A 22434-nucleotide genomic window follows, 5' to 3' on the forward strand; every position below is an offset into this window, starting at 1 on the left:
GGCGCGGCACGGTGGGCCACCGCACCGCGGCCGTCGGCACTGATCTCCAACTACCGCTGCACTACGGAGGAGTTGTGTCCGATCCCGGTCCACAGCCCGCTCCCATGCTGCTCTCGGCCCGCTCTCATCCTCGTGCGCCAGCATGGCCGCATGATCGCCCCCCACTCCTCATCCACCTCCCCTTCCCCTCGTCCCGTACGCAAAGCGGTCGTTCCGGCCGCCGGGCTCGGCACCCGGTTCCTGCCCGCGACGAAGGCGACGCCCAAGGAGATGCTGCCGGTCGTCGACAAGCCGGCCATCCAGTACGTCGTCGAGGAGGCCGCGGCGGCCGGGCTCGACGACGTACTGATCGTGACCGGACGCCACAAGCGCGCCATCGAGGACCACTTCGACAGCGCCTTCGAGCTGGAGCAGGCGCTCGCGACCAAGGGCGACACCGTGCGCCTGGACGCCGTGCGCGATCCGGCGCGGCTCGCGGACATCCACCACATCCGCCAGGGCGACCCGCTGGGCCTCGGCCACGCCGTCTCCTGTGCCCGCCGGCACGTCGGCGACCAGCCCTTCGCGGTGCTCCTCGGCGACGACCTGATCGACCCGCGCGAGACCCTGCTCAGCCGCATGCTGGAGGTGCGCGACCGGTACGCGGGCAGCGTGGTCGCCCTCATGGAGGTCGACCCGGCCCAGCTCCACCTCTACGGCTGCGCCGCCGTCGAGCCGACCGGCGAGGACGGTGTCCTGAAGGTGACCGGCCTCGTGGAGAAGCCCGCGCCCGCGGCCGCCCCCAGCGCCTACGCGGTCATCGGCCGGTACGTCCTGGACCCGGCCGTCTTCGACGCCCTGGAGCGCACCGGGCCCGGCCGCGGCGGGGAGATCCAGCTGACCGACGCCTTGCAGGAACTCGCCGCGGCCGGCACGGTGCACGGTGTCGTCTTCGACGGCCTGCGCTACGACACCGGGGACAAGGCGGACTACCTGCGCACCGTGGTACGGCTGGCCTGCGACCGGCCGGACCTGGGGCCCGAGTTCGTGGCCTGGCTCAAGGAGTTCGTCGCAGGGCTGCCGGGCGACGGCGCCGGACGGACGGAGCGGCACCGGGCCGCCTGAGCGGCCCCCGCCCGGGGAGCGATCGGGGTTCCACCCGCGGATCGGTCAAGGGTCCGCCCACTCGGCCGCCGGCCCGGCTCACCCCGGGCCGCCGCCACCGCGGCGAGCGACGGATTCGGTACGTACCTGACAAAGGCCGGTGACAGAATCGTGCCCCGGCGGCACTAGGGTTGCTGCCCATGTGGCCAGGACAGCAGCCGCCGGGGGGCGAGCAGAACCCGCAGAACAACCCGTATCGGCAACCGGGTTACCAGCAGCCGAATCCTTACACGCAGCCCGGCTACCAGCAGCCCGACCCGTATGCGCAGCAGCCGCACTGGGGGACGCCCGCGCCCGCCGGGGCGCCCCGGCCGCCACAGGGAGGCGGCGGGAACCACACGAAGCTCATCGCGATCGTGTCGGCGACGGCGGTGGTCCTCGCCGCCTGCGTGACGGGATTCCTGGTGCTGGGCAGGGACAAGGACGGCAAGGCGGACGGCGGCGGGGCAGGCGGGAATGCGGGCCGGTCGGCCGCCGCGGACCCGACGACGGCCGCCACCGCGACATCGGGCGCGGACGGCGATCCGCACGGCGACGTGACCGAGCAGCCGCTCGTCGCGGGCTGGAAGACGGTCGTCAACCCGAAGTGGGGCACGGCCTTCGACGTGCCCGCGGACTGGCAGGTCGGCACCCCCCGCTCCCTCGTCGGCTTCGAGGACCGCAAGTCGCCCGACGCCAAGCCGCTGATCGCGATGTCGGCACCGGCCACGTACAAGTCGAAGTGGTGCACCTCCGACGGCGACAAGGACGGCCGGAGCGACGACACGCCCCTGGCCGTGGCGGGCACCAAGGGCGAGAGCGGCGCCAGGAATCCGGGCGACGCGGCGGTCAAGAGCGTGCCCTGGTGGGTCTACGGCGGCTACACGCAGCCGGACAAGAAGAGCGTCACCCAGGACGAGAAGGCCACCGACTACACCACCGCGTCGGGCGTCGAGGGCGCCTACGCCTGGGCGAGTTCGACCGGCACCCCGCGCACGGGCAAGTGCGCCAGCGACGGCAAGGCGATCACGTTCGCGTTCCGGAACGCCGCCGACGACATCGTGTCCTTCAACCTCTACGCCGCCAAGGGCGTGGACGGGGAGGTCGGCACGGCGACCATCATGAAGATCCTCAGCACGGTGCGGATGCACGGCGAGCCGACGGGGTCCTGACCGCGGGCCGGATCGGACGTCCGCGTCCGCGTCGCGTCCCGGCCGGCGGACGCCGACCGGAAGGGCCGCCGCGGATGCCCGGCCGGGAGGCTGCGGCGGATGCCCGGCCGGGAGGCTGCGGCGGATGCCCGGCCGGGAAGCCGTCGCGGATGCCCGGCCGGGAAGCCGTCGCGGATGCCCCGTGGCTCGACGGACGGCGGCCGTCAGCCGATGCCGAACGCGCCCTCGGGGGGCTCGGGCGACGGCACGGCATCCGCGTCCGCGACCGGCCGGGCCGCGCCGATGAACTCCCGTAGCGCGGCGCCGTGTTCCACCCGGGCCGGGAAGGCGTCGGCGGCGGTCCGCCGGGCCACCGCGGCCGTGTCCAGGGGCCGGTGCGAGGCGACGAGCACCGCGTTGCCGAACCGGCGGCCGCGCAGCACACCCGGCTCGGCGATCAGCGCCAGTTCCTCGAAGACGGCCGCGAACGTGGCGAGCTGGGAGCGGAGGAAACCGAACGGCGCGGCGTCGGCCAGATTCGCCAGGTAGCAGCCGCCGGTGCGCAGCACGCGCTCGGCCTCGCGGGCGTAGCCGAGCGAGGTGAGGTGCGCCGGGACCCGGGAGCCGCCGAAGACGTCGGCGACCAGTACGTCCGCCGTGCCGTCGGGGGCCGCTTCCAGCCAGGTTCGGGCGTCGGCGGGGTGCAGGGCGATGCCGGCGCCTGCCGGGACCGGCAGGTGCTCGGTGACCAGGGTGAGCAGGCCCCGGTCGGCCTCGACGACGTCCTGCCGTGAGCCCGGCCGGGTCGCCGCCACGTACCGGGGCAGCGTGAGCGCTCCCCCGCCGAGGTGCACCACGGCCAGCGGCCGGCCCGGCTTGGCCACCGCGTCCAGCACGTGCCCGAGCCGGCGCGCGTACTCGAACTCCAGGTGCGTGGGCTCGTCCAGGTCGACGTACGACTGCGGCGCCCCGTCGACCGTCAGCAGCCAGGCCCGCGCCCGGTCGACGTCGGGCATCAGCTTCGCGGTGCCGTGGTCGGTGGTGCGGACGACGGGTATGGGTTCGCTCACGTCCCCATTGTGCCGGTCCCGGGTGCGCCCCGGGCCGGGCCCGGCCTCCCCCGAACGGGGCGCCGGACCCGGCCGCCTCGCCTACCCGACGGGTCGGCGAGGCGGCGAGGCGGCGGCCGTCAGCCGACGGAGGTCACGGTCCCGGCGCCCACCGTCCGGCCGCCCTCACGGACCGCGAACCCGAGGCCGGGCTCCAGGGGGACCGCACGGCCCAGCTCGACCGTCATGGTGACGGTGTCGCCCGGCCGCGCGACCGCCGTCGCGCCGAGGTCCACGTCCCCGACCACGTCCGCGGTGCGGATGTAGAACTGCGGCCGGTAGCCGGTCGACACCGGGGTCCGCCGGCCTCCCTCGCGCGCCGACAGGACGTACACGCGCGCGGCGAAGCGGCGGCTCGGTACGACGCTGCCGGGCCGCGCCACGACGTGCCCGCGCCGCACCGCGTCGCGGGGCACCCCGCGCAGCAGCAGCGCCACGTTGTCCCCGGCCTGCGTCTCCTGCATCGGCTTGCCGAAGGTCTCCAGGCCGGTGACGACCGCCTCAAGACCGGCGCCGGGCACCTCGACCCGGTCGCCGACGTGCAGCGTGCCGCGCTCCACCGCGCCGGTGACCACGGTGCCCCGGCCGGTGATGGTGAGCACGTTCTCGACGGGCAGCAGGAACGGCGCGTCGAGGTAGCGCTCCGGGACGGGCACATAGGTGTCCACCGCGTCCAGCAGTGCCTCGATGGCGGCGGTCCAGCGCGGGTCGCCTTCCAGGGCCCTGAGCCCGGAGACCCGTACGACGGGGACGGAGTCACCCGGGTAGCCCTGCGCGGTGAGCAGCTCGCGGACCTCCAGTTCCACGAGGTCGGCCAGCTCCTCGTCGCCGGCGTCGGCCTTGTTGAGGGCGACGACGATGTGGTCGACGCCCACCTGCCGGGCCAGCAGCACGTGCTCGGCGGTCTGCGGCATGATCCCGTCGACCGCGGAGACGACGAGGACGGCCCCGTCCAGTTGCGCGGCGCCGGTCACCATATTCTTGACGTAGTCGGCGTGACCCGGCATGTCGACGTGCGCGTAGTGACGGGTGTCGGTCTCGTACTCGACGTGCGCGATGTTGATGGTGATGCCCCGCGCCGCCTCCTCCGGAGCGCGGTCGATGCGGTCGAAGGGCACGTAGCGGGTGCCGCCGCCGCTGCCGCGCTCGGCCAGGACCTTGGTGATGGCGGCGGTCAGGGTGGTCTTGCCGTGGTCGACGTGGCCCATGGTGCCGATGTTCAGGTGCGGCTTGGTGCGCACGTATGCCGTCTTGGGCATGGCTGTACCTCGAATGCCTCGGAAGTGAAGACGGGGACCCCGGCAAGGCGCCGACCCTCCCCCTGCGGGGTCCGCCGGACGATCCGGAGAGGGTCAGCTTCGGGCGCCGTCGACGGCCACGACGATCGGGACGGCAGCCTTCGGAGCATCCGCGACCGCGGATGCTGCGAGGAGGAAGGCGTGCCGGAACATGACGTCGAGCATCGCCGACGCGGTGTCCCGCGTCGAATGGTTTTCCGGCGCGCGGTCCCGCGCCCGTCGTCCGGCCGTCCGGTGCGGGCCCGACGGCCGGTGTCCCGGCCGGATCTGACGGTTCGTCCCGGAACGCGCGGCCGGCCGGCGGCGGCGGGACGTGACGGTGACCGGCATGCGACGGTCCGTGCGGCGATCGGACACCTTCGTCGGTTACTGTCACCGGCATGCTCGATGCCACCAACCGCTCTGGGGGCACCGCCGCGGCCTCACCCCGGGCCACCGCCACGGAGCCGGCCGTCGCAGGCTCCGCGACGACGGCCGCCGCGCCCCTCACGCGCGCGGGATGCGCGGCTCGCTGCATGCGCGTGTTGCTGTCGCCGTGGTCGCGGCTCTCCCTGCTCGTGGTGCTGCTCGCGGCGTCCGCCGTGGCCGTGCTGCTGTTCGAGCCGCAGAAGCTGCTCACCCACGGCTGGCCGCCGCAGCTCGGCGGGGTCGCCGCCGCGACCGTGTTCGCGGTGGCCTACGGGCTGTGCACGGTGGCGTTCGTTCCGCGTCCGCTGCTGAACCTGGCGGCAGGTGCCCTGTTCGGCTCCCAAGTGGGACTCGGCACGGCCCTCGTCGGCACCGTGCTGGGCGCCGGTGTCGCGTTCGGACTGGGCCGGGTACTGGGTCAGGACGCGCTCCGGCCGCTGCTGCGGGGGCGCCTGCTGCGGGCCGCCGACGGCCAGCTCAGCCGGCACGGCTTCCGCTCGATGATGGCGGCACGGCTGTTCCCGGGCCTGCCCTTCTGGGGGGTGAACTACTGCGCCGCCGTCTCCCGGATGGGCTGGTCGGCGTTCCTGCTCGCGACGGCGCTCGGCTCGATCCCGAACACCGCCGCGTATGTCGTGGCGGGGGCGCGGGCCTCGGCGCCGACGTCGCCCGCCTTCCTGATCGCGATGGCGTGCATCGCCGTACCGGCGCTCGCGGGTGCCGTGGTGGCCTGGCGCAAGCGCCACCACCTGCGCGCGCGATGAACCGTCCGACGGCCGGTCGCACGCCCCGTCGAACAGCCGGTCGGGGTGATCGCCGGCAGCCCGTGGTGGCGGACACCTTCACATCCGCCGCGAAGCGAGCGGCGTGCCCGGTGGCCGTCACCGCCCTTGTCCGGTCCCGTGTTCCCCGCCGAACCCCTGTGCAGTGCCCGTCACTTCGGGACGCTACGCTGTGCCCTCACACGCAAGATCACCACATTCCCCGACTTCCCCGATCCGCACTTGGACGTCTCACCTCCATGTCTTGGTTTGAATCCCTCATCCTCGGACTCGTCCAGGGGCTGACCGAATTCCTCCCCGTCTCCTCCAGTGCGCATCTCCGCCTGACCGCGGCTTTCTCCGGCTGGAAGGACCCGGGGGCGGCCTTCACGGCGATCACCCAGATCGGCACGGAGGCCGCGGTGCTGATCTACTTCCGCAAGGACATCGGCCGGATCGTGTCGGCCTGGTTCCGGTCACTGTTCGACAAGGCGATGCGGCGCGACCACGACGCGCAGATGGGTTGGTTGGTGATCGTCGGCTCGATCCCGATCGGGCTGCTGGGCGTGACGCTCAAGGACCAGATCGAGGGCCCGTTCCGCGATCTGCGGATCACGGCGACCATGCTGATCGTCGTCGGCCTGGTCATAGGCTTCGCGGACCGGCTCGCGGCCCGCGACGAGAAGGGCGGCCGGCACCGCGCCCCCAAACAGCGCAAGGGCCTGGAGGACCTGGGCATACGGGACGGCCTGATCTACGGCCTGTGCCAGGCGTGCGCGCTCATCCCGGGGGTCTCCCGCTCCGGCGCCACGATCAGCGGCGGCCTGTTCATGGGCTACCGGCGGGAGTCCGCCGCCCGGTACTCGTTCCTGCTCGCCGTCCCGGCCGTCCTCGCCTCCGGGGCGTTCGAGCTGAAGGACGCGATGAGCAGCGACCACATCGCCTGGGGACCGACCCTGTTCGCGACTGTGATCGCCTTCGCCTCGGGGTACGCGGTGATCGCCTGGTTCATGAAGTTCATCTCGTCCAAGAGCTTCATGCCGTTCGTCTACTACCGGGTGGTGCTCGGCATCGTCATCATCGCCCTGGTCACGGCGGGTGCGCTGAGCCCGCACGCGGCCGAGTCGGCGGGCTGACGCCCGGCACCCCCGACCGCCGGACCGCCGGACCGCCCCACCGCCCGGCGCCGGCCGTCCGGGCAGGGCCGCACCCGTGACCGACTCCATACGGTCTGAGTATCTGTGCGGTAGCGCAGTGTCAGTGCTTGCCCCTAGGCTTGTCCGCATGTCCCCCGATTCCGTGTTCCCTGGTTCCGTGCGGTCCGCCGCCGAGGTGAACGAACAGATCCGGGCGCTGTGGCTGCGTGCGGGCGGATCCCTGTCGGCCCAGGAGCGCGCGGAGTACGAGTTGTTGGTGGTCGAGTGGGCCGAGGCCATCCGCGGCGAGATCATCGAGGCGGCCTGAGGTTGCGGGCCGCACCCCGGCCCCGGCCCGCCCGCCGAGATCCGCGCCGACCCGGCCCGAAGGCCCAGGGCGGCACGGCCGCCACCCGATCGGCGGGATCCTCGCCCCACCTCGGCAGCCGCCGTACGGTCCCCCGGTCGGCCGCTACCGGCCGCCCGCGACCCGCAGCACCGCACCGGTGGTGTACGAGGCGTCCGGGGACATCAGCCAGGAGATCGCGGCGGCGATCTCCGCCGCCCGCCCGGGGCGGCGCAGCGGGATCGAGGCGGCCATGCGGTGTGCGCGGTCCGGGTCGCCCATCGTCGCGTGCATCTCCGTGTCGATCGCCCCGGGGGCGACCGCGTTGACCCGGATGCCGTCCGGGCCGAGTTCCTTCGACAGGCCCAGGGTGAGGGTGTCGACGGCGGCCTTGGTCGCGGCGTAGTGGACGAACTCACCGGGGCTGCCGAGCGTGGCGGCTCCGGACGAGACGTTCACGATCACGCCGCTCCCCCGCCCCGCCATGAGGCGGGCCGCACGGCGTGAGCACAGCAGCGTGCCGAGGAGGTTGACCTCGACGACCCGGCGCAGATCGGCGGGGTCCGCGTCGGCCAGCCGCCCCAGTGGACCGGTCACCCCCGCGTTGTTCACCAGCCCGGTGACGGGACCCAGACACTCCTCCGCCGTGTCGAACAGCCGCTCCACGTCGGCTTCCACGGCGGTGTCCACGCGTACGGTCGTGCAACGGGCCCCCGCCGCCCGCACCCCTTGGGCGACCGACTCGGCCGCCGCCGCGTCCCGGACGTAGCCGACGACCAGGTCGTGACCGTCCGCGGCGAGCCGCAGACAGGTCGCGGCACCGATTCCGCGGCTGCCGCCGGTGACGACGGTGACGGGGCGTGTCATGGAAACCTCCTGGTGACGCTGGTGACGCCGGTGACGCCGGTGACGCCGGTGACGCCGGTGACGCATACGATGCGAAGATCACTCACTCTACGGGCGGACGGCGGCGCGATCACCCGTGGGCGGGAAAGCCCCCCTGGACCGCGGGGCCTCATAGGCCGAGGACATGCACCTCATGGTCCGAGGACATGCGTGAGCCCCGTGGGCGGACCGGATCGCCCCGGGCGGCGCGCGCAGGACCGCGTCGCGGGTGTGGTGGGTGCCGGCCGGTGCGGGAGTGGGGCGCGGGCGGATCTCGTCGACCAGTACGGTCCAGTCCGGGCCGAGGAGCCGGGCGATGTCGGCGGGCCGGTAGTAGGCGCCCGGATCGAAGCCCTGCTCGGGGCGTGGGGTCAGGCCGGTGCGAGGCCGTGCCCCGTCCGGCGCCGAGCCACGCCGGGCCTCCTGCGTCGGAGACGCGTGGGCGTCTGCGTCGGAGACGCGTGGGCGTCGCTACGCCGCCGCGGGCAGCATGACGTGATCCTTGACCAGTTCGTACGACCTCAGGCGGTCGGCCAGGGCGTAGACGGGCGTCACCAGCATGAGTTCGTCGGCCCCGGTCACCGTCACCACGTCCGCGAGGCGCTGCGCGACCGTCTCGGGCGAACCGTACGCCTGGTGGGCGTGGAAGGCGGCCAGTGCCTTCGTCTCCTCCGCGGTGAACGTGTGGGCCGCCGCCGCTTCGGGGGTGGGGAAGGGCCTGTCGCCGCGTCCCACGAGCAGCCCGGCCTTGATGACGTCCATCGGGCCCGTGAGCCGGGCCGCCTCCCGCTCGGTCTCGGCACAGACCGTCTCCACGCAGACCAGGACGCGCGGGCGGGGGCACCAGCGGGACGGCGCGAAGTGCTCGCGGTAGTGGTGGAGCGCGGCGCGCGTGTTGTCGGGGCGGATGTGGTGGGCGAAGGCGATCGGCAGGCCCACCTCCGCGGCGAGCGCGGCACCCGCCGTGCTCGATGCCGGCAGCCAGGGCTCCGGCAGCGTCCCGAGGTCGATCTCGTCCACCAGGAACCGCAGCGTCGCCGCCACGTCGCCACCGTACTCGTCGTCCGTCGTGGGTCCGGCGCCGCGGCGCAGGGCCAGGGCCGTCGCCTCGTCGAAGGTGCCAGGGCCGCGGCCGATGCCCAGGTCGATCCGGCCCGGGTGCAGTCCGGCCAGCGTGCCGAACTGTTCCGCCAGCATGATCGGGGCGTGGTTCGGTGCGAGCACGCCACCGGATCCGAGCCGGATGGACGACGTCGAGGCGGCGGCATGCGCGGTCAGGACGACCGGCGGGAACGCTCCGACGGCCGGGGAGTGGTGGTGCTCGGCATACCAGAGGCGCCGGTAGCCGAGGTCTTCCAGACGCCGGGCGAACTCGGCGGTGTCCTTCAGCGTGTCCACGGCCCGCGCGCCGGTCTGCACCATGGCCACTTCGAGCGCGCTGAACGGAACACTGATCATCTCGCCGGTATAGAAGGCGTGTTGGCGAGCGCGAGGTGCGAACCCCCGGTGGCCCCGGACTTCCCCGGGGCCACCGGGGGCTTCCCCGGCCGTCCCGGCCGTCCCCGGACCCTGCGGACCTCCCGACCGGTCCGGCCCGCCGCACGCGGCTCCCTACGTCCGAATGTTCGCCCGAATGTCGTCGCACACCCTCTTGGCTCCTCGCGCCCGTTGGCCAACACTGAGCCGATGACGCAGCGCGTGGACCTCGCTACCGTGATGGACCGGCTGGCCGTGGACGGACTCGTCACCGAGTACGCGATGGCCGTGGACGACGGGGACTGGGCGGCGTACCGGGGCCTGTTCACGAAGGACGGGCGGGCGGACTACCGGTCCGCCGGAGGCATCGAGGCGGAGGCGGCCCGGGTCGCCGAGTGGCTCGCCGAGAACCTGGGCCTGTTCGCGATGCGCCAGCATCTGATCGTCAACCGCCAGGTGCGGTTCGGGATCCTGCAACGGGATGCCGGTGACACCGCCCGGGTGCGGGCCGACTACATCAACCCGATGCGGTTCGCGGCGGGCGACGGCGGGTCGACGGCGCCCGACTTCGTGTGCGGCGGCCGGTACTCCTTCGGGCTGCTGCGCACCCTGGACGGCTGGCGGCTGCGCGAAGTGGTGGTCGAGGAGAAGTGGCGCCGCCTGCCCGCCCCCCGCACCGCGCCGGTGACCGGCTGAGCCGGGTGGCGCCGCTGACCGGCCCAGCCCGAGGCACCCTGTCGGTGCGGACCGCCCGGCGCGCACACTGGAGTCAGCGGCTGCGCGCAGGGAGGCTACGCATGACGACGCTCGACCACCTGCTCGCCTCCGGCCCGCGGCGCTCCCTCGCCTCCGGCCCGCGGCGCTCCCTCGCCGCGGTCCTCGCGGGCGCGCTGCCCGTACTGTCCTTCCCCGCGCCCGCGCTGTGGTGGTTCGCGTACGTCGCCCTGGTCCCGTGGATCCTGCTCGCCCGGTCCGCCCCCACCGGGCGACGGGCCGCTCTCGACGGCTGGTTCGGCGGCATCGGCTTCATGGTCGCGGTGCACCACTGGCTGCTGCCCAGCCTGCACGTCTTCCTCTTTCTGATCGCGGCGCTGCTGGGCGCGCTGTGGCTGCCCTGGGGCTGGCTGGTGCGCCGGCTGCTGGGCGGGGTGCCGGGGCCGGGGCGGGGCGCGGCGGCCCTGCTGGTGCTGCCGTCGGCGTGGCTGGCGGTGGAGCTGGTCCGGTCCTGGCAGGGGCTCGGCGGTCCCTGGGGCATGATCGGGTCGAGCCAGTGGCAGGTCCAGCCCGCGTTGCGGCTCGCCTCGGTGGGCGGGGTGTGGCTGCTCAGCTTCCTCGTGGTGGCCGTCAACGTCGCCCTCGCCGCGCTGCTGGCGGTCCGCGAGATACGGCTTCCCGTGCTCGCCTCGCTCGTCGCCGGCGCGGCGGCGACCTCGGCGGCCTGGGTGTGGGCGCCGCGGCCGTCCGTCGACGAGCGGGTCCGGATCGCGGTCGTCCAGCCGGGCGTGGTCGGCGGCAGCGACAGCGGCGCCCGGCGCTTCGACCGCGAGGAGCGGCTGACCCGACAGCTCGTGGGGCAGCGTGTCGACCTGGTCGTCTGGGGCGAGAGCAGCGTCGGTTTCGACCTCGGCGACCGGCCCGACCTGGCGCGCCGGATCGCCGTGCTGTCCCGGGAGACCGGCGCGGACGTGCTGGTCAACGTGGACGCCCGCCGCTCGGACCGGCCCGGGATCTACAAGAGTTCGCTCCTGATCGGCCCGGACGGCCCGACCGGCGCCCGGTACGACAAGATGCGGCTGGTCCCCTTCGGCGAGTACATACCGGCCCGTTCGCTGCTCGGCTGGGCGACCTCGGTCGGCAAGGCGGCGGGCGAGGACCGCGAGCGGGGCACCCAGCAGGTGGTGATGGACGCCGGGCACGGGCTGCGCGTCGGCCCGATGATCTGCTTCGAGACCGCGTTCCCCGACATGAGCCGGCATCTCGCCGAGGACGGCGCGGACGTGCTGCTGGGCCAGTCCGCGACCTCGACGTTCCAGGACAGCTGGGCCCCCGGGCAGCACGCCTCGCTGGCCGCGCTGCGCGCCGCGGAGACCGGCCGTCCGATGGTGCACGCGACCCTGACCGGGGTCTCCGCCGTCTACGGCCCGGACGGGCGGCGGCAGGGCTCGTGGACCGGCACGGACGCGAGCACCGCCCGCGTCTACGAGGTGCCGCTGGCGCACGGGACCACGCCGTACGTCCGCCTCGGCGACTGGCCGGTCGAGGTGGCACTGCTGGTGCTGGCCGGCCTGGGCGTGACGGAGGGCGTACGGGCGGTCAGGCTGCGCCGGGGCCTTCCTGCACCGCGTGTACCACGCGCTCGCACAGTTCGTGAGTCGCCAGCGCGTCACGGGCGCTGAGCACCTCACCCGCGCGCACCGCGTCCAGGAAGGCGAGCACCGCCTGTTCGATGCCGCGCTGCCGGGCCACCGGCACCCAGTCGCCGCGCCGCCGTACGGACGGCTGGCCCTTGTGGTCGATCACCTCGGCGAGGTTGACCACCTGGCGCTTGGTGTCCTGCCCGGAGACTTCGAGGATCTCCTCCGTGGAGCCGCTGAGCCGGTTCATCACGCCGAGCGCGGTGAAGCCGTCCCCGGCGAGTTGCAGTACGACGTGGTGCAGCAGTCCGTCCCGCAGGCGGGCGCGCACGGTCAGGTCGTCGAACGGGCCGGGGAGCAGGAAGCGCAGGGTGTCGACGACGTGGATGAAGTCGTCGAGGATCATCGTGCGGGGGTCCTCGGGGAGCCCGACGCGGTTCTTCTGCATCAGGATCAGCTCACGGGGGTGGTCGGCGCACTGCGCGTACCCGGGGGCGTGGCGCCGGTTGAAGCCGACGGCCAGGGCGACGCCGCGCTGCTCGGCGAGTGCCACCAGTCGCCGGGAGTCGGCGAGTTCGTACGCCAGCGGCTTGTCCACATAGGTCGGTATGCCCGCCTCCAGGAGCCGGGTGACGATCTCGGGGTGCGCCGCGGTGGGGGCGTGCACGAAGGCGGCGTCGAGGTCCTGGGCGAGGAGGGAGTCCAGGGTGGCGTGCCGCTGGGCGGCGGGGACGTGCAGGGAGTCGGCGACCCGGTCGAGGGTCGCGGGCGTCCGGGTCTGCAGGTGCAGTTCGAGGCCCGGCCGCATGCCGAGGACGGGCAGGTACGCCTTCTGCGCGATGTCACCGAGTCCGATGCAGCCGACCTTCACGTGCTCTCCTTCAGCGCTCGCCCACCGGTGCCTGGTCGGAAGCATACGGGGGCCGCCAGTCGGCGACGCCGTCGAATCCGCGCAGGAGCAGGGCCGGTGCGGCCTTGGACAGTGCGGTGACCGCGGTGTTGCGGACGGCGATGGCGGTGCGGTTCCGGGTGAGGTTGAGGCGGCCGGTGCGGACGGCCTGCCGGGCGACGGCGGTGGTGCGGGGCAGCCGGGCCGCCGTGTAGGCGGGCAGGTCGCGGGCGTGGTGGGCGAGGACGACGGCGTCCTCGATGGCCTGGTTGCCGCCCTGGCCCAGGGTGGGCGGCATGGCGTGCGCGGCGTCCCCGAGGAGCGCGGTCCGGCCGCGGTGGTGGGCGGGCAGCGGTTCGGCGATGTGGTGAACGTCGTGCCGCAGGACGTCCACGGGGCGGGCGGCGGCGATGACGGCGGGGATCGGGTCGTGCCAGTCGCCGAACCGGCGGACGAGTTCGGCCTTCTCGTCGTCGGGCGCGCGCCCGCCGGCCGGGACCGTGGCTGCGGCGTACGCGTACACCCGGCCGTCCTTGAGCGGCTGGGTGCCCCAGATGCGGCCCCGGCCCCAGGTCTCGTGCGGGGCGAACTCGGCTCCGGGCACCGGTATCACGATCCGCCAGGTGGTGAACCCGGCGTACACCGGCCCGGGATGGCCGGGGAACAGGACGCCGCGCACGGTGGAGCGGACGCCGTCCGCGCCGACGACCAGGTCGGCCTCCCACTCCTGTCCCGCGGCGGTCACCCGGGCGGGCCGGCCCATGTCACCGGGGTCGGTGAGGACGGCGTCGGCGGCGGTGCGGACGGTGTCCGGCGGGAGCAGCGCGGCCAGGGTGTCGACGAGGGTGGCGCGGTGCAGCAGGACGACCGGGCCGCCGAAGCGGGCCGCGACGGCTTCGGCGTCGGTACGGGAGAGCCAGCGGCCGCTCGGGGTCCGCAGTCCTCCCCCGCCGTCCTGCCAGGCGGCCAGGTCGCGGATCCGGTCGCCGATGCCGACGACGTCGAGGGCGCGCAGGGCGTTCGGGGCCAGTGAAATGGCCGCGCCGACCGGCGCCAGGGAGGCAGCCCGTTCCAGGACGGTGACCTGCCAGCCCTGCCGGTGCAGGGCGGCCGCGGCGGTCAGGCCGCCGATTCCGCCGCCGACGACGACGGCGCGCGACGACTGTGCCATGGCTCCTCCTGGGGTGCGCGGCCGGCGCACAGCGGATCACGGCACCGGCCCTGCCGACCACTTCACTACAGCTGTAGTGAAGCCGTGCCTCGACAGTACTACAGCCGTAGTGACACCGGTAGGGTCGTGCCATGTCCGTCCACACCCCGGCCGCCTCCCGTGCGGATCTCGTCGCCGACACCGCCATCGCGCTGCTGGCGGAGCGCGGCATGCGCGGCCTGACCCATCGCGCGGTCGACGAGGCGGCCGGACTGCCGCAGGGCTCCACCTCGAACGTCGCCCGGACCCGCCAGGCCCTGCTGGAGCTGGTGGTGCGGCGGCACGCCGTGCGGGAGGCCCGGGTGCTCGCGCTGGACGAGATGCCCGATCCGCGGGGCGGCCCCGACGCCCTCGCCCAGGCCCTGGCCCTGGCGACGCACCGGACCCTCACCCACCACCGCGACCTGCTGGTCTCCCGGTACGAGCTGGCCCTGGAGGCCACCCGCCGTCCTGCCCTGCGGGCCTTCTACGACGCGACGGGCGCCGTCTTCCGCGACCACCTGTCCGCCATGGTCGGCGCGCTGGGCTCGGCCGACCCGCAGCGGCACGCGCTGTCCCTGGTCGCCTGGACGGACGGGCTGATGTTCTCCTGCGTGGCCGGGTCGTTCAGCGCGCGGGTGCCGAGCCTGGACGAAGTGCGGGCAGGGATGCGGGAGTTGCTCGACGGGATGCTGGGCCGCTGAAAACCGCGGCTCGACCCGGTCGGGGCGGGCCAGAATGGCGGCCATGACGAATGATCGCCGGGAACCGGCCCTGAACGCGGACGAACGGACCATGCTGGAAGGCTGGCTGGACTACCACCGCGAGACGCTGGCCTGGAAGTGCGCGGACCTGACCGACGCTCAGTTGAGGACCGCCTCGGTCGAGCCGTCCGAACTGTCGCTCATGGGGCTGGTCCGGCACATGGCGGAGGTCGAGCGGGGCTGGTTCCGCAAGGTGCTGGCGGGTGAGGACCCGGGCCCGATCTACTACAGCGAACACGACCCGGACGGCGAGTTCCACCTCGGCGAGGCGGACACCTGGGAGGAGGCGTACGCCACCTGGCAGCACGAGATCGACACCGCCCGGCGGCACGCGTCCCGCTTCGGGCTCGACGATCTCTCCGAGGGGGTGAGCCGCTTCTCCGACGAGTCGTTCTCCCTCCGCTGGATCTATACGCACATGATCGAGGAGTACGCCCGGCACAACGGCCACGCCGACCTGATCCGCGAACGGATCGACGGCACCACAGGCGACTGACGTCAGCCCGCACGCACCCGCGCCACCCGTGCGGGGCAGGAGATCACCCGTGTGGGCCATCACGTGCTCGCCCGTCGTCCCGATCAGCAGGCCGAACCAGCAGAGTTGCGCGGGTGCATCGAACGACGACCGCCGCCGCGCTCCTGGTCACCGTGGCCGTCTCGGCCCTCTCCGGCTGTGTGACGGTCCAGCGCCCGCCGGCTGCCCGGCCGCCGGGTACCGCTCCGGCGCAGCCGCCGGGGCCCCGGCCGGACGGCACCACGGAGCCCCGGGTCGTCCAGGCACCGGCGCGGGAGGCGCTGGAGATGGTCGGACCGTCCCGGCGACCCGAACGACCCGAACGACCCGGGCGGCCCGGGCGGCCCGGGCGGCCCGAGCCGGCCGCACCGAGCGGACCGGCGGAAGCGCCCGCTCCACGGCAGCCGCCGCCCCGCACCCGCCCCCGCCCGCAGCCGCACCGCGAGCCCGCGCAGCCGCCGCGCACCGAGGTCCCCGCGCCGTCCGGGCCCGCGCCGGCGGCCTCCGACGTGTGCGCCCTGGGCAAGCGGTACGGCGGCTGGCGCGCGGACAGTCCGGAGTCACGGATCTGCCGGCAGGCGTACGGCCGCTGAGCGGACCGGGTGCGGCCCACCGCGGTGCACCGGCGCCCGGCAGGGGCGCGGGGTGCCGGGACCGGCCACGGTGGCACCGCGTGGCGTCCCCCTCGTCCGGCCGAACCCGCCAGGACGAAGCCGGCCGGACGAAGCCGGCGGGCCCGGGGAAGGGCACGATGGCATCCCCGGCGGCAGGACGCTCGGGCGTGCGCCGGTCACGAGTGGTCGTGGCCCGGCGGTTCCCGGGGCTCGCCGTCGGGCGGGGCCGTCTCGCCGAGCCGCCGGGCCAGTTCACTGATCGCCGCCCGCACCCCGTCGCCGTAGCCGTCGTCGGCGAGGGCGGCGGCGGCTCCGCGGGCCCTGCGCAGTTGGCTGCGGGCGGCGTCGGGGCGGCCCAGCTTCGCGTAGTCGGCGGCGAGGTTGAGGTGCAGGGAGGGGTAGAGGCCGCGGGCCGCGTCCCGGTCGCCGTCCGGCCGACCGGCGGCGGCCTCCTGGGCCGCCGACAACGCCCGCAGGTCCCAGGCCAGTTCGTCCGTGGGATCGTCCTGCGTGTCGGCCAGGTAGTGGGCCAGCGTGCAGCGGTGCAGCGGGTCCCCGTCCTGCCCGACCTCCGTCCACAGGTCGAGCAGGCGGCGCCGGGCCTCCTCGCGGTCCCCGCCGTGATGCAGCATGACGACCTGCCCGATCCGGGTCGGCACACCGTCCGGCGCGGCCCGCTCCTGTCGCTCCACCACGGCGCTCTCCTCCGTCTCGTGGCCCGCCGGCCAGGGCACCGGACCCCGCCCGACGGACGCCGCGCCCCCTCGTCCCACCCGACGCTAACCGGGGGCGCCGGGAATCCCGGTCAGGCGCCCCCGGACGGCGCGGAGCTGTCCCGGAGCGGTCAGCCGAGGTCCGGGACGGTCCAGTCGACCGGATCGTGGCCCTGCCGGGCGATCGCCTCGTTGATCTGCGTGAACGGGCGGGAGCCGAAGAACTTCTTCGCGGACAGCGGCGAGGGGTGCGCACCCTTGACCACCACGTGGCGGGTCTCGTCGATCAGGGGGAGCTTCTTCTGCGCGTAGTTGCCCCACAGGACGAAGACGGCCGGGTCGGGCCGGCCGGCCACCGCGCGGATCACCGCGTCCGTGAACTTCTCCCAGCCCTTGCCCTTGTGCGAGTTCGCCTCGCCCGCGCGGACCGTGAGCACCGCGTTGAGCAGCAGGACGCCCTGCTCGGCCCACGGCATCAGATAGCCGTTGTCCGGGATCGGCGTGCCCAGTTCCTCCTTCATCTCCTTGTAGATGTTGCGGAGGGACGGCGGGGTCTTCACCCCGGGACGGACCGAGAAGCACAGGCCGTGCCCCTGGCCCTCGCCGTGATAGGGGTCCTGGCCGAGGACGAGCACCTTGACCTTCTCGTACGGCGTCGCCTCCAGCGCGGCGAAGACCTCCTCGCGCGGCGGGTAGACAGGACCCTTCGCCCGCTCCTCCTCGACGAACTCGGCCAGCTCCTTGAAGTAGGTCTGCTCCAGTTCGTCACCCAGAACCCCGCGCCAGGACTCGGGCAGCATGGCGGTGTCGGTCACGTCAACGTCCTTACGATGTGCGGTCGCTTGCAGGTCCTTGAACCTACAGGCGGGCACTGACAACCGCTGCCGCGACCGCCGTCGCCGACGGGCGAGGGCGCCCTCCCCGGTGCGGGAACGGCGCCCTCGGGCATCCCGTCGTCGTCCTCGTGACCGCTCGCCCTGGCGTGCCGGTCAGCCCACGCCCGCGTTGAGGAACATGCCGCCGTCCAGGACGAGCGTCTGCCCGGTGATCCAGTCCGACTGCCCCGAGGTGAGGAAGGCGGCGGCGCCCCCGACGTCGGAGGGCACGCCGAGCCGGCCGAGCGGGTAGGCGGCGGCCGCCTCCTCCTCGCGGCCCTCGTACAGCGCCCTGGCGAACTTGGTCTTGACGACGGCCGGGGCGATGGCGTTGACCCGCACCCGGGGTGCGAACTCGTGCGCCAACTGCTGGGTCAGGTTGATCAGCGCGGCCTTGCTGACGCCGTAGGCGCCGATGAAGGGCGAGGGCGCGAGGCCGGCCACCGAGGCGATGTTGACGATGGCGCCGCCGTTGTCCTTCTGCCAGGCGTGCCAGGTCTGCTGGGCGAGGCCGAGCGCCGAGATCACATTGGTCTCGAACACCTTGCGCGCGACGCCCAGGTCGAGGTCGGCCAGCGGCCCGAACACCGGGTTGGTGCCCGCGTTGTTGACCAGGTAGTCGACCCGGCCGAACGCCGCCATGGTGCGCTCGACGGCCTCGGCCTGGTGCACCGGGTCGTGGGCCTTGCCCGCGACGGCGATGACCCGCTCGGAACCGAGCCGCTCGACGGCCTCCTTCAGGGCGTCCTCGCCGCGCCCGGTGATGCAGACCCGGTCGCCGCGTGCCACCAGCGCCTCGGCGATGCCGTAGCCGATGCCCCGGCTGGCGCCCGTGATGAGGGCCGCCCTGCCGGACGGCTCGGGGAGTTCAGTCATGTCCGTGCTTCCCATCGCTGCCTGCTCGTCTCCCGTCACGTCCTAGTCGAGCGGCCCGCCGGCCACGTACAGCACCTGCCCGGAGACGAAGCCGGCCGCCTCGCCGGTGAAGAAGGCGATGGCGTTCGCGATGTCCTCGGGCTCGCCCACCCGCTGCACCGGGATCTGGGTGGCGGCGGCGGCCTTGAACTCCTCGAAGCCCATCTTCACCCGCTCGGCGGTGGCCTTGGTCATCTCGGTGGCGATGAAGCCGGGGGCGACGGCGTTGGCGGTGATGCCGAACCGGCCGAGTTCGATGGCGAGGGTCTTGGTGAAGCCCTGCAGACCGGCCTTGGCGGCCGAGTAGTTGACCTGGCCGCGGTTGCCCAGCGCGGAGGACGAGGAGAGGTTGACGATCCGGCCCCAGCCCGCGTCCACCATGTGCTTCTGCACGGCCCTGGTCATCAGGAACGAGCCGCGCAGGTGCACGTTCATGACGGTGTCCCAGTCGGCGGCCGTCATCTTGAACAGCAGGTTGTCGCGGAGCACGCCGGCGTTGTTGACGAGGATCGCCGGGGCGCCGAGTTCCTCGACGACGCGCGCCACGGCGGCCTCGACCTGCGCCTCGTCGGCGACGTCGGCGCCGACCGCGAGCGCCCGGCCGCCGGCGGCGGTGATCTTCTCCACGGTGTCCTTGCAGGCCGCCTCGTCGAGGTCGACGACCGCTACCGCGCGGCCCTCGGCGGCCAGTCGTACGGCGGTGGCGGCGCCGATGCCGCGCGCACCGCCGGTGACTACGGCGACCCGCTGCTCGGTGGTGGACATCGCTGGTTCTCCTCACCCTAGAGAAAGCCCGGTCGGCAGAGCCGGTCGGCAGGCGGTCTGCGACTGCCACGGCACGTCCCCGCCATGAGCAACCGCTTAGTACCTTCGGTGGACGTGACGCTAGAAGCCCTGGCACCCGGTGTCAACGGCACAGCGGGCGCATGTGATCCATTACCTCACCAGAAGGTCGAGCAACCGCTCCGCCTCGGCCGCCGGATCATGGGTGAGCCCGGTGTGCACGGGACCGGGCTGCACGACCGTCGAGCGGGGCGCGATCAGCCAGCGGAAGCGGCGCCCCGCGTCGTCCGCGGCGGCCTGCCCGGCCGCCGCGCCGCCGGCGCACACCCCCTCGACCGCGCCCAGCGCCGCGCGTACGCCGTCCGTGTCCGCGTCCGGGTCGAGCGCCCGCAACCTGGCCTCGTCGAGGTGGATGCGCGCACCCACGTAGCCCTTGGCCCGGCAGTACACGACGACGCCCGCGTTGATGCACTCGCCGCGCTCGACGCGGGGCACCACGCGCAGCACGGCGTACTCGAAGACGTCGCGGCCACCGCCCTGGCCCGGCCTGATGATGTGCCGCTCGGTCACTTCGCCTCCTCGATCCCGGTGATGCGCTGGTGCACGACGGCGGCTCGGGCGAGGAGCGGCCGTGCGTAGGCCCGTCGGAGGTCGTCCGGCGTGTCGAAGCCGGGCTCGTCCACCAGCCAGGCATCGGGGATCTCGGCGGTCACCTCGGCGAGCAGGTCCTCGGTCACCAGGGGGGACAGCGTGGCGGCGGCCGACGCGACATCCGGCGCGAACCGGGTCAGGGCGTGGTCCGAGGCGTCGTAGGCGCGGGCGGCCGAGGTGTCGGCGCCGGGCCAGTTGTGGTGCCAGATCATGGTGGCGCCGTGGTCGATGAGCCACAGGTCGCCGCGGTGCATCAGGAGGTTGGGGTTGCGCCAGGAGCGGTCGACGTTGTTCACCAGCGCGTCGAACCAGACGATCCGGCCCGCCTCCCGGGGGTCCACCGAAAAGGCCAGCGGATCGAAGCCGAGGGCACCGGAGAGGAAACCCATGCCGAGGTTGGCGCCGCCGCTGGACCTGAGCAGTTCCTGCACTTCCCGGTCGGGCTCGCCGAGGCCGAGCACCGGGTCCAGCCCGATCGTCACGAGCGGCGGCACCCGCAGGCCCAGCCGGCGGGCCAGTTCGCCGCAGAGCACCTCGGCGACCAGGGTCTTGCGGCCCTGGCCCGCTCCCCTGAATTTCAGGACGTACGTCCCGAGGTCGTCGGCCTCGACGAGCCCCGGTAGTGAGCCGCCCTCGCGCAGCGGCGTGATGTAGCGAGTCGCGGTGACCTCTCTCAGCATCTTCCAAGGCCCCACAGGTCGTTCGGCTTGATTTCCACGGCCAGCTCCCACGCGATGCACTCCATGCGCCCGGCGTCCCCGGGCCTTCGGCAGGAAGTGAGCATAGTGACCGAGCGTGACAGCCGGGGAGGCGGGCCCGAGCCGTCGCGCCCCCGTCACCACGTGCTCCGCCGCGGACCAGGCCGTCGCGCACCGGCGCCCGAGCGGGTTCGTCGCCGACCGGGGTCAGGACGGGCTGGTCGTCTGCTGTCCCGTGGCGCTGCCTGTCAGCCACTGCGACCAGGACACGTTGTAGTCGGCGTACCCGTTGTCCCCCGCGGCCTTGCCGCGCGGGGAGCCCGAGATGGTGACCGGGTCGCCTTGTTCGACGTAGTCGTAGTACCACTTGGCGTTGGCGTCGGACAGGTGGACGCAGCCGTGCGAGCCGTAGGAGTGTCCCGGGTCCGGGTCGCCGGTGGAGTAGTGGATGTACGTGCCCGACGTGGTGAGGTGCACGTCCCAGGGGAGCGTCAGGTCGTAGTAGTCGGGGCTGTGCTTGTCACAGCTGATGCCTACGCTGCAGGACGTCATGCGCACCTTGCGCTGTTTGTCGATCACCGCCATGGTGCCGTCCCAGGAGGGCCAGCTCGGGCTGCCGGCGTCGATCGGCAGGGTGCGCACCAGCTTGCCGTCGCGGTAGACCTTCATGGTGTGTCCGGGGACGCTCACCTGGGTCTCGACGTCCGCCCCGACGGTGAAGCCGTGCTGGTAGTCGTGGGTGCCGTAGCGGCCGTTCCCGTCGCCGACCCCCTTCAGCAGGGCGTCGAGCGTCACCTTGGTGCCCGACGGCCAGAACGCCTTGGGGCGGAAGTCGACGCGGGTGCTGCTGAACCAGTGCCAGGCGCCGGTGACCGGTGCGGAAGTGGTCACCTTCAGGTGCCGCTCGATCGAGGCGCGGGCGGACGTGGCCACCGGTTTGCTGAAGACGACCGAGATTGGCATGGCCACGCCGACGGTGGTGCCGGGCTCGGGGACGATCGTGTCGAGCAGCATCGCCGGGGGCGGCGGCTTCGTCGGGGAAGGGCTCGCACTCGCGCCGGTCGTCGCCGAGGGCTTCGAGGCCGCCGACGCGGAGCCGCCGCCACAGGCGCTGAGCCCTGTGACCAGCATTCCCACGGCTCCGGCGGTCCCGACCGTTTTCGCTATGCGCTTGATGTTCGTGCTCCACTCGCGTCGCTGCATATTCAGGGGAACGTGGCTGCGGCTCCATGAGTTGCCATATGGCAGTAAAGATACGGACTTGACTGGCTTATGCACTCGCCAAGTGCCGACCCCGGCAAAAGGGCCGGGCGGGGCTGCCGGTCAGCCGTCCCGGATCACGTCTTCCACGGCCAGGGCGTCGGCAGATCGGCACCGTGATCGGTCATGGTCCTCTCCCACACCGGTCGGACGTTCTCCCGGACGGCCCGGCGTACGGGCAGCGGGCAGCGGGCAGCGGGCAGCGGGCAGCGGACGGTCCCTTGGGCACGGCGCTCGCCGCGGCGGCCCCGGAGAGGCAAGCCGGGAGCCTCGTCCGCGGCCGTCGCGCCGGCCGTCTGAACACGCGGCGCCCGTGGACCGTACCCCTGGGCGGATCACCACACAGCTCCGTGGAAGGGAAACCCATGACCAGTGCATCGTTCAAGCCCACGGTGGGACCGGCCCGCCGTACCGTCGTGGCGGCGGCCGGAGCGGCGGGGCTCGCCGTCGCGTTGACCGCCTGCGGTTCGCAGGACGGTTCCGGCTCCTCCGACGCCGCCCGTGCCGCCGATCCGCAGGGCGG

Annotated in this window: 23 protein-coding genes and 1 pseudogene; 11 read left to right on the plus strand and 13 right to left on the minus strand. The window is 73.6% G+C overall.

What is annotated here, in order from left to right; translation table 11 throughout:
- Positions 1-150: 150 nt before the first annotated feature.
- Positions 151-1104 carry a UTP--glucose-1-phosphate uridylyltransferase GalU gene (galU, locus tag ACFC09_RS34870; protein WP_376535050.1) on the plus strand — a complete coding sequence of 318 codons (954 nt, stop codon included), beginning with the start codon at positions 151-153 and terminating at the stop codon, positions 1102-1104.
- 179 nt (positions 1105-1283) lie between these two features.
- Complete coding sequence (locus tag ACFC09_RS34875) at positions 1284-2294, plus strand: hypothetical protein (RefSeq protein WP_376535052.1); 1011 nt, start codon at positions 1284-1286, stop codon at positions 2292-2294.
- A 203-nt stretch (positions 2295-2497) separates the two neighbouring features.
- Here ACFC09_RS34875 and ACFC09_RS34880 read toward each other — a convergent pair whose 3' ends face one another.
- On the minus strand, positions 2498-3343 hold the full coding sequence (locus ACFC09_RS34880) for a spermidine synthase (RefSeq protein WP_376535054.1): 846 nt from the start codon (positions 3341-3343) through the stop codon (positions 2498-2500).
- Between the two features lie 119 nt (positions 3344-3462).
- A complete protein-coding gene (gene tuf / locus ACFC09_RS34885) occupies positions 3463-4641 on the minus strand; it encodes an elongation factor Tu (protein ID WP_376535056.1) in 1179 nt (392 codons plus the stop codon).
- A gap of 419 nt (positions 4642-5060) precedes the next feature.
- On the opposite strand from tuf, the gene ACFC09_RS34890 reads away from it, so the two are divergent.
- From ACFC09_RS34890 to ACFC09_RS34900, 3 genes are all read left to right on the plus strand, one after another.
- Positions 5061-5852, plus strand: a complete 792-nt coding sequence (locus ACFC09_RS34890) for a TVP38/TMEM64 family protein (RefSeq protein ID WP_376535058.1) — start codon at positions 5061-5063, stop codon at positions 5850-5852.
- A 257-nt stretch (positions 5853-6109) separates the two neighbouring features.
- The gene (locus ACFC09_RS34895) at positions 6110-6985 is read left to right on the plus strand and encodes an undecaprenyl-diphosphate phosphatase (RefSeq protein WP_376535060.1); all 876 of its coding nucleotides are present in this window, start codon (positions 6110-6112) and stop codon (positions 6983-6985) included.
- Between the two features lie 148 nt (positions 6986-7133).
- Complete coding sequence (locus ACFC09_RS34900) at positions 7134-7313, plus strand: hypothetical protein (RefSeq protein WP_121891261.1); 180 nt, start codon at positions 7134-7136, stop codon at positions 7311-7313.
- 144 nt (positions 7314-7457) lie between these two features.
- On the opposite strand, the gene ACFC09_RS34905 is transcribed toward ACFC09_RS34900, so the two are convergent.
- Both ACFC09_RS34905 and ACFC09_RS34910 read right to left on the minus strand, forming a co-directional pair.
- Positions 7458-8198, minus strand: coding sequence for an SDR family NAD(P)-dependent oxidoreductase (locus ACFC09_RS34905; RefSeq protein ID WP_376535063.1), 741 nt, complete (start codon positions 8196-8198; stop codon positions 7458-7460).
- A gap of 489 nt (positions 8199-8687) precedes the next feature.
- The gene (locus ACFC09_RS34910) at positions 8688-9674 is read right to left on the minus strand and encodes an LLM class flavin-dependent oxidoreductase (RefSeq protein ID WP_376535065.1); all 987 of its coding nucleotides are present in this window, start codon (positions 9672-9674) and stop codon (positions 8688-8690) included.
- 228 nt (positions 9675-9902) lie between these two features.
- Here ACFC09_RS34910 and ACFC09_RS34915 point away from each other — a divergent pair, with 228 nt between their 5' ends.
- Positions 9903-10388 (plus strand): nuclear transport factor 2 family protein, encoded by a 486-nt coding sequence (locus ACFC09_RS34915; protein WP_376535068.1) that lies wholly within the window; start codon positions 9903-9905, stop codon positions 10386-10388.
- A 101-nt stretch (positions 10389-10489) separates the two neighbouring features.
- Complete coding sequence (lnt, locus tag ACFC09_RS34920; RefSeq protein ID WP_376535070.1) at positions 10490-12088, plus strand: apolipoprotein N-acyltransferase; 1599 nt, start codon at positions 10490-10492, stop codon at positions 12086-12088.
- Here lnt and ACFC09_RS34925 read toward each other — a convergent pair.
- On the minus strand, positions 12006-12917 hold the full coding sequence (locus ACFC09_RS34925; RefSeq protein WP_376535072.1) for a Gfo/Idh/MocA family protein: 912 nt from the start codon (positions 12915-12917) through the stop codon (positions 12006-12008). The genes lnt and ACFC09_RS34925 overlap by 83 nt on opposite strands.
- Before the next feature lie 10 nt (positions 12918-12927).
- Positions 12928-14106 carry an FAD-dependent monooxygenase gene (locus ACFC09_RS34930; protein WP_376535074.1) on the minus strand — a complete coding sequence of 393 codons (1179 nt, stop codon included), beginning with the start codon at positions 14104-14106 and terminating at the stop codon, positions 12928-12930.
- 131 nt (positions 14107-14237) lie between these two features.
- Here ACFC09_RS34930 and ACFC09_RS34935 point away from each other — a divergent pair, with 131 nt between their 5' ends.
- From ACFC09_RS34935 to ACFC09_RS34945, 3 genes are all read left to right on the plus strand, one after another.
- Positions 14238-14828: a TetR/AcrR family transcriptional regulator gene (locus ACFC09_RS34935; protein WP_376535075.1), complete on the plus strand. Its 591-nt coding sequence runs from the start codon at positions 14238-14240 to the stop codon at positions 14826-14828.
- A gap of 43 nt (positions 14829-14871) precedes the next feature.
- A complete protein-coding gene (locus tag ACFC09_RS34940) occupies positions 14872-15384 on the plus strand; it encodes a DinB family protein (RefSeq protein WP_376535076.1) in 513 nt (170 codons plus the stop codon).
- A gap of 113 nt (positions 15385-15497) precedes the next feature.
- Positions 15498-15995, plus strand: a complete 498-nt coding sequence (locus ACFC09_RS34945; RefSeq protein WP_376535078.1) for a hypothetical protein — start codon at positions 15498-15500, stop codon at positions 15993-15995.
- Between the two features lie 197 nt (positions 15996-16192).
- On the opposite strand, the gene ACFC09_RS34950 is transcribed toward ACFC09_RS34945, so the two are convergent.
- From ACFC09_RS34950 to ACFC09_RS34980, 7 genes are all read right to left on the minus strand, one after another.
- Positions 16193-16711 carry a hypothetical protein gene (locus ACFC09_RS34950; protein ID WP_376535080.1) on the minus strand — a complete coding sequence of 173 codons (519 nt, stop codon included), beginning with the start codon at positions 16709-16711 and terminating at the stop codon, positions 16193-16195.
- A 149-nt stretch (positions 16712-16860) separates the two neighbouring features.
- Positions 16861-17544, minus strand: a complete 684-nt coding sequence (locus ACFC09_RS34955) for a uracil-DNA glycosylase (protein ID WP_376535082.1) — start codon at positions 17542-17544, stop codon at positions 16861-16863.
- Between the two features lie 174 nt (positions 17545-17718).
- A complete protein-coding gene (locus tag ACFC09_RS34960) occupies positions 17719-18480 on the minus strand; it encodes an SDR family oxidoreductase (protein WP_376535084.1) in 762 nt (253 codons plus the stop codon).
- 42 nt (positions 18481-18522) lie between these two features.
- Positions 18523-19284, minus strand: a complete 762-nt coding sequence (fabG, locus tag ACFC09_RS34965; RefSeq protein WP_376535086.1) for a 3-oxoacyl-ACP reductase FabG — start codon at positions 19282-19284, stop codon at positions 18523-18525.
- Between the two features lie 171 nt (positions 19285-19455).
- Positions 19456-19872: a DUF3037 domain-containing protein gene (locus ACFC09_RS34970; RefSeq protein WP_376535088.1), complete on the minus strand. Its 417-nt coding sequence runs from the start codon at positions 19870-19872 to the stop codon at positions 19456-19458.
- On the minus strand, positions 19869-20633 hold the full coding sequence (locus tag ACFC09_RS34975) for a HipA family kinase (protein WP_376535090.1): 765 nt from the start codon (positions 20631-20633) through the stop codon (positions 19869-19871). The genes ACFC09_RS34970 and ACFC09_RS34975 overlap by 4 nt, the downstream gene beginning before the upstream one ends.
- 225 nt (positions 20634-20858) lie before the next feature.
- Positions 20859-21782 carry an Ig-like domain-containing protein gene (locus ACFC09_RS34980; protein WP_376535092.1) on the minus strand — a complete coding sequence of 308 codons (924 nt, stop codon included), beginning with the start codon at positions 21780-21782 and terminating at the stop codon, positions 20859-20861.
- Between the two features lie 494 nt (positions 21783-22276).
- Here ACFC09_RS34980 and ACFC09_RS34985 point away from each other — a divergent pair.
- Positions 22277-22434: pseudogene (locus tag ACFC09_RS34985) on the plus strand (Rieske (2Fe-2S) protein); the annotation flags it as partial.

The organism is Streptomyces sp. NPDC056161 (genome assembly GCF_042268025.1).
Classification (GTDB): Bacteria; Actinomycetota; Actinomycetes; order Streptomycetales; family Streptomycetaceae; genus Streptomyces.

Bases quoted from the DNA above. Each gene is read 5' to 3' on its own strand.
- tuf (WP_376535056.1), bottom strand. From the start codon at position 4,641: ATGCCCAAGACGGCATACGTGCGCACCAAGCCGCACCTGAACATCGGC.
- galU (WP_376535050.1), top strand. From the start codon at position 151: ATGATCGCCCCCCACTCCTCATCCACCTCCCCTTCCCCTCGTCCCGTA.
- ACFC09_RS34895 (WP_376535060.1), top strand. From the start codon at position 6,110: ATGTCTTGGTTTGAATCCCTCATCCTCGGACTCGTCCAGGGGCTGACC.
- ACFC09_RS34960 (WP_376535084.1), bottom strand. From the start codon at position 18,480: ATGACTGAACTCCCCGAGCCGTCCGGCAGGGCGGCCCTCATCACGGGC.
- fabG (WP_376535086.1), bottom strand. From the start codon at position 19,284: ATGTCCACCACCGAGCAGCGGGTCGCCGTAGTCACCGGCGGTGCGCGC.
- ACFC09_RS34935 (WP_376535075.1), top strand. From the start codon at position 14,238: ATGTCCGTCCACACCCCGGCCGCCTCCCGTGCGGATCTCGTCGCCGAC.
- ACFC09_RS34940 (WP_376535076.1), top strand. From the start codon at position 14,872: ATGACGAATGATCGCCGGGAACCGGCCCTGAACGCGGACGAACGGACC.
- ACFC09_RS34975 (WP_376535090.1), bottom strand. From the start codon at position 20,633: ATGCTGAGAGAGGTCACCGCGACTCGCTACATCACGCCGCTGCGCGAG.
- ACFC09_RS34875 (WP_376535052.1), top strand. From the start codon at position 1,284: ATGTGGCCAGGACAGCAGCCGCCGGGGGGCGAGCAGAACCCGCAGAAC.
- ACFC09_RS34915 (WP_376535068.1), top strand. From the start codon at position 9,903: ATGACGCAGCGCGTGGACCTCGCTACCGTGATGGACCGGCTGGCCGTG.
- ACFC09_RS34890 (WP_376535058.1), top strand. From the start codon at position 5,061: ATGCTCGATGCCACCAACCGCTCTGGGGGCACCGCCGCGGCCTCACCC.
- ACFC09_RS34905 (WP_376535063.1), bottom strand. From the start codon at position 8,198: ATGACACGCCCCGTCACCGTCGTCACCGGCGGCAGCCGCGGAATCGGT.
- ACFC09_RS34910 (WP_376535065.1), bottom strand. From the start codon at position 9,674: ATGATCAGTGTTCCGTTCAGCGCGCTCGAAGTGGCCATGGTGCAGACC.
- ACFC09_RS34900 (WP_121891261.1), top strand. From the start codon at position 7,134: ATGTCCCCCGATTCCGTGTTCCCTGGTTCCGTGCGGTCCGCCGCCGAG.
- ACFC09_RS34980 (WP_376535092.1), bottom strand. From the start codon at position 21,782: ATGCTGGTCACAGGGCTCAGCGCCTGTGGCGGCGGCTCCGCGTCGGCG.
- lnt (WP_376535070.1), top strand. From the start codon at position 10,490: ATGACGACGCTCGACCACCTGCTCGCCTCCGGCCCGCGGCGCTCCCTC.
- ACFC09_RS34930 (WP_376535074.1), bottom strand. From the start codon at position 14,106: ATGGCACAGTCGTCGCGCGCCGTCGTCGTCGGCGGCGGAATCGGCGGC.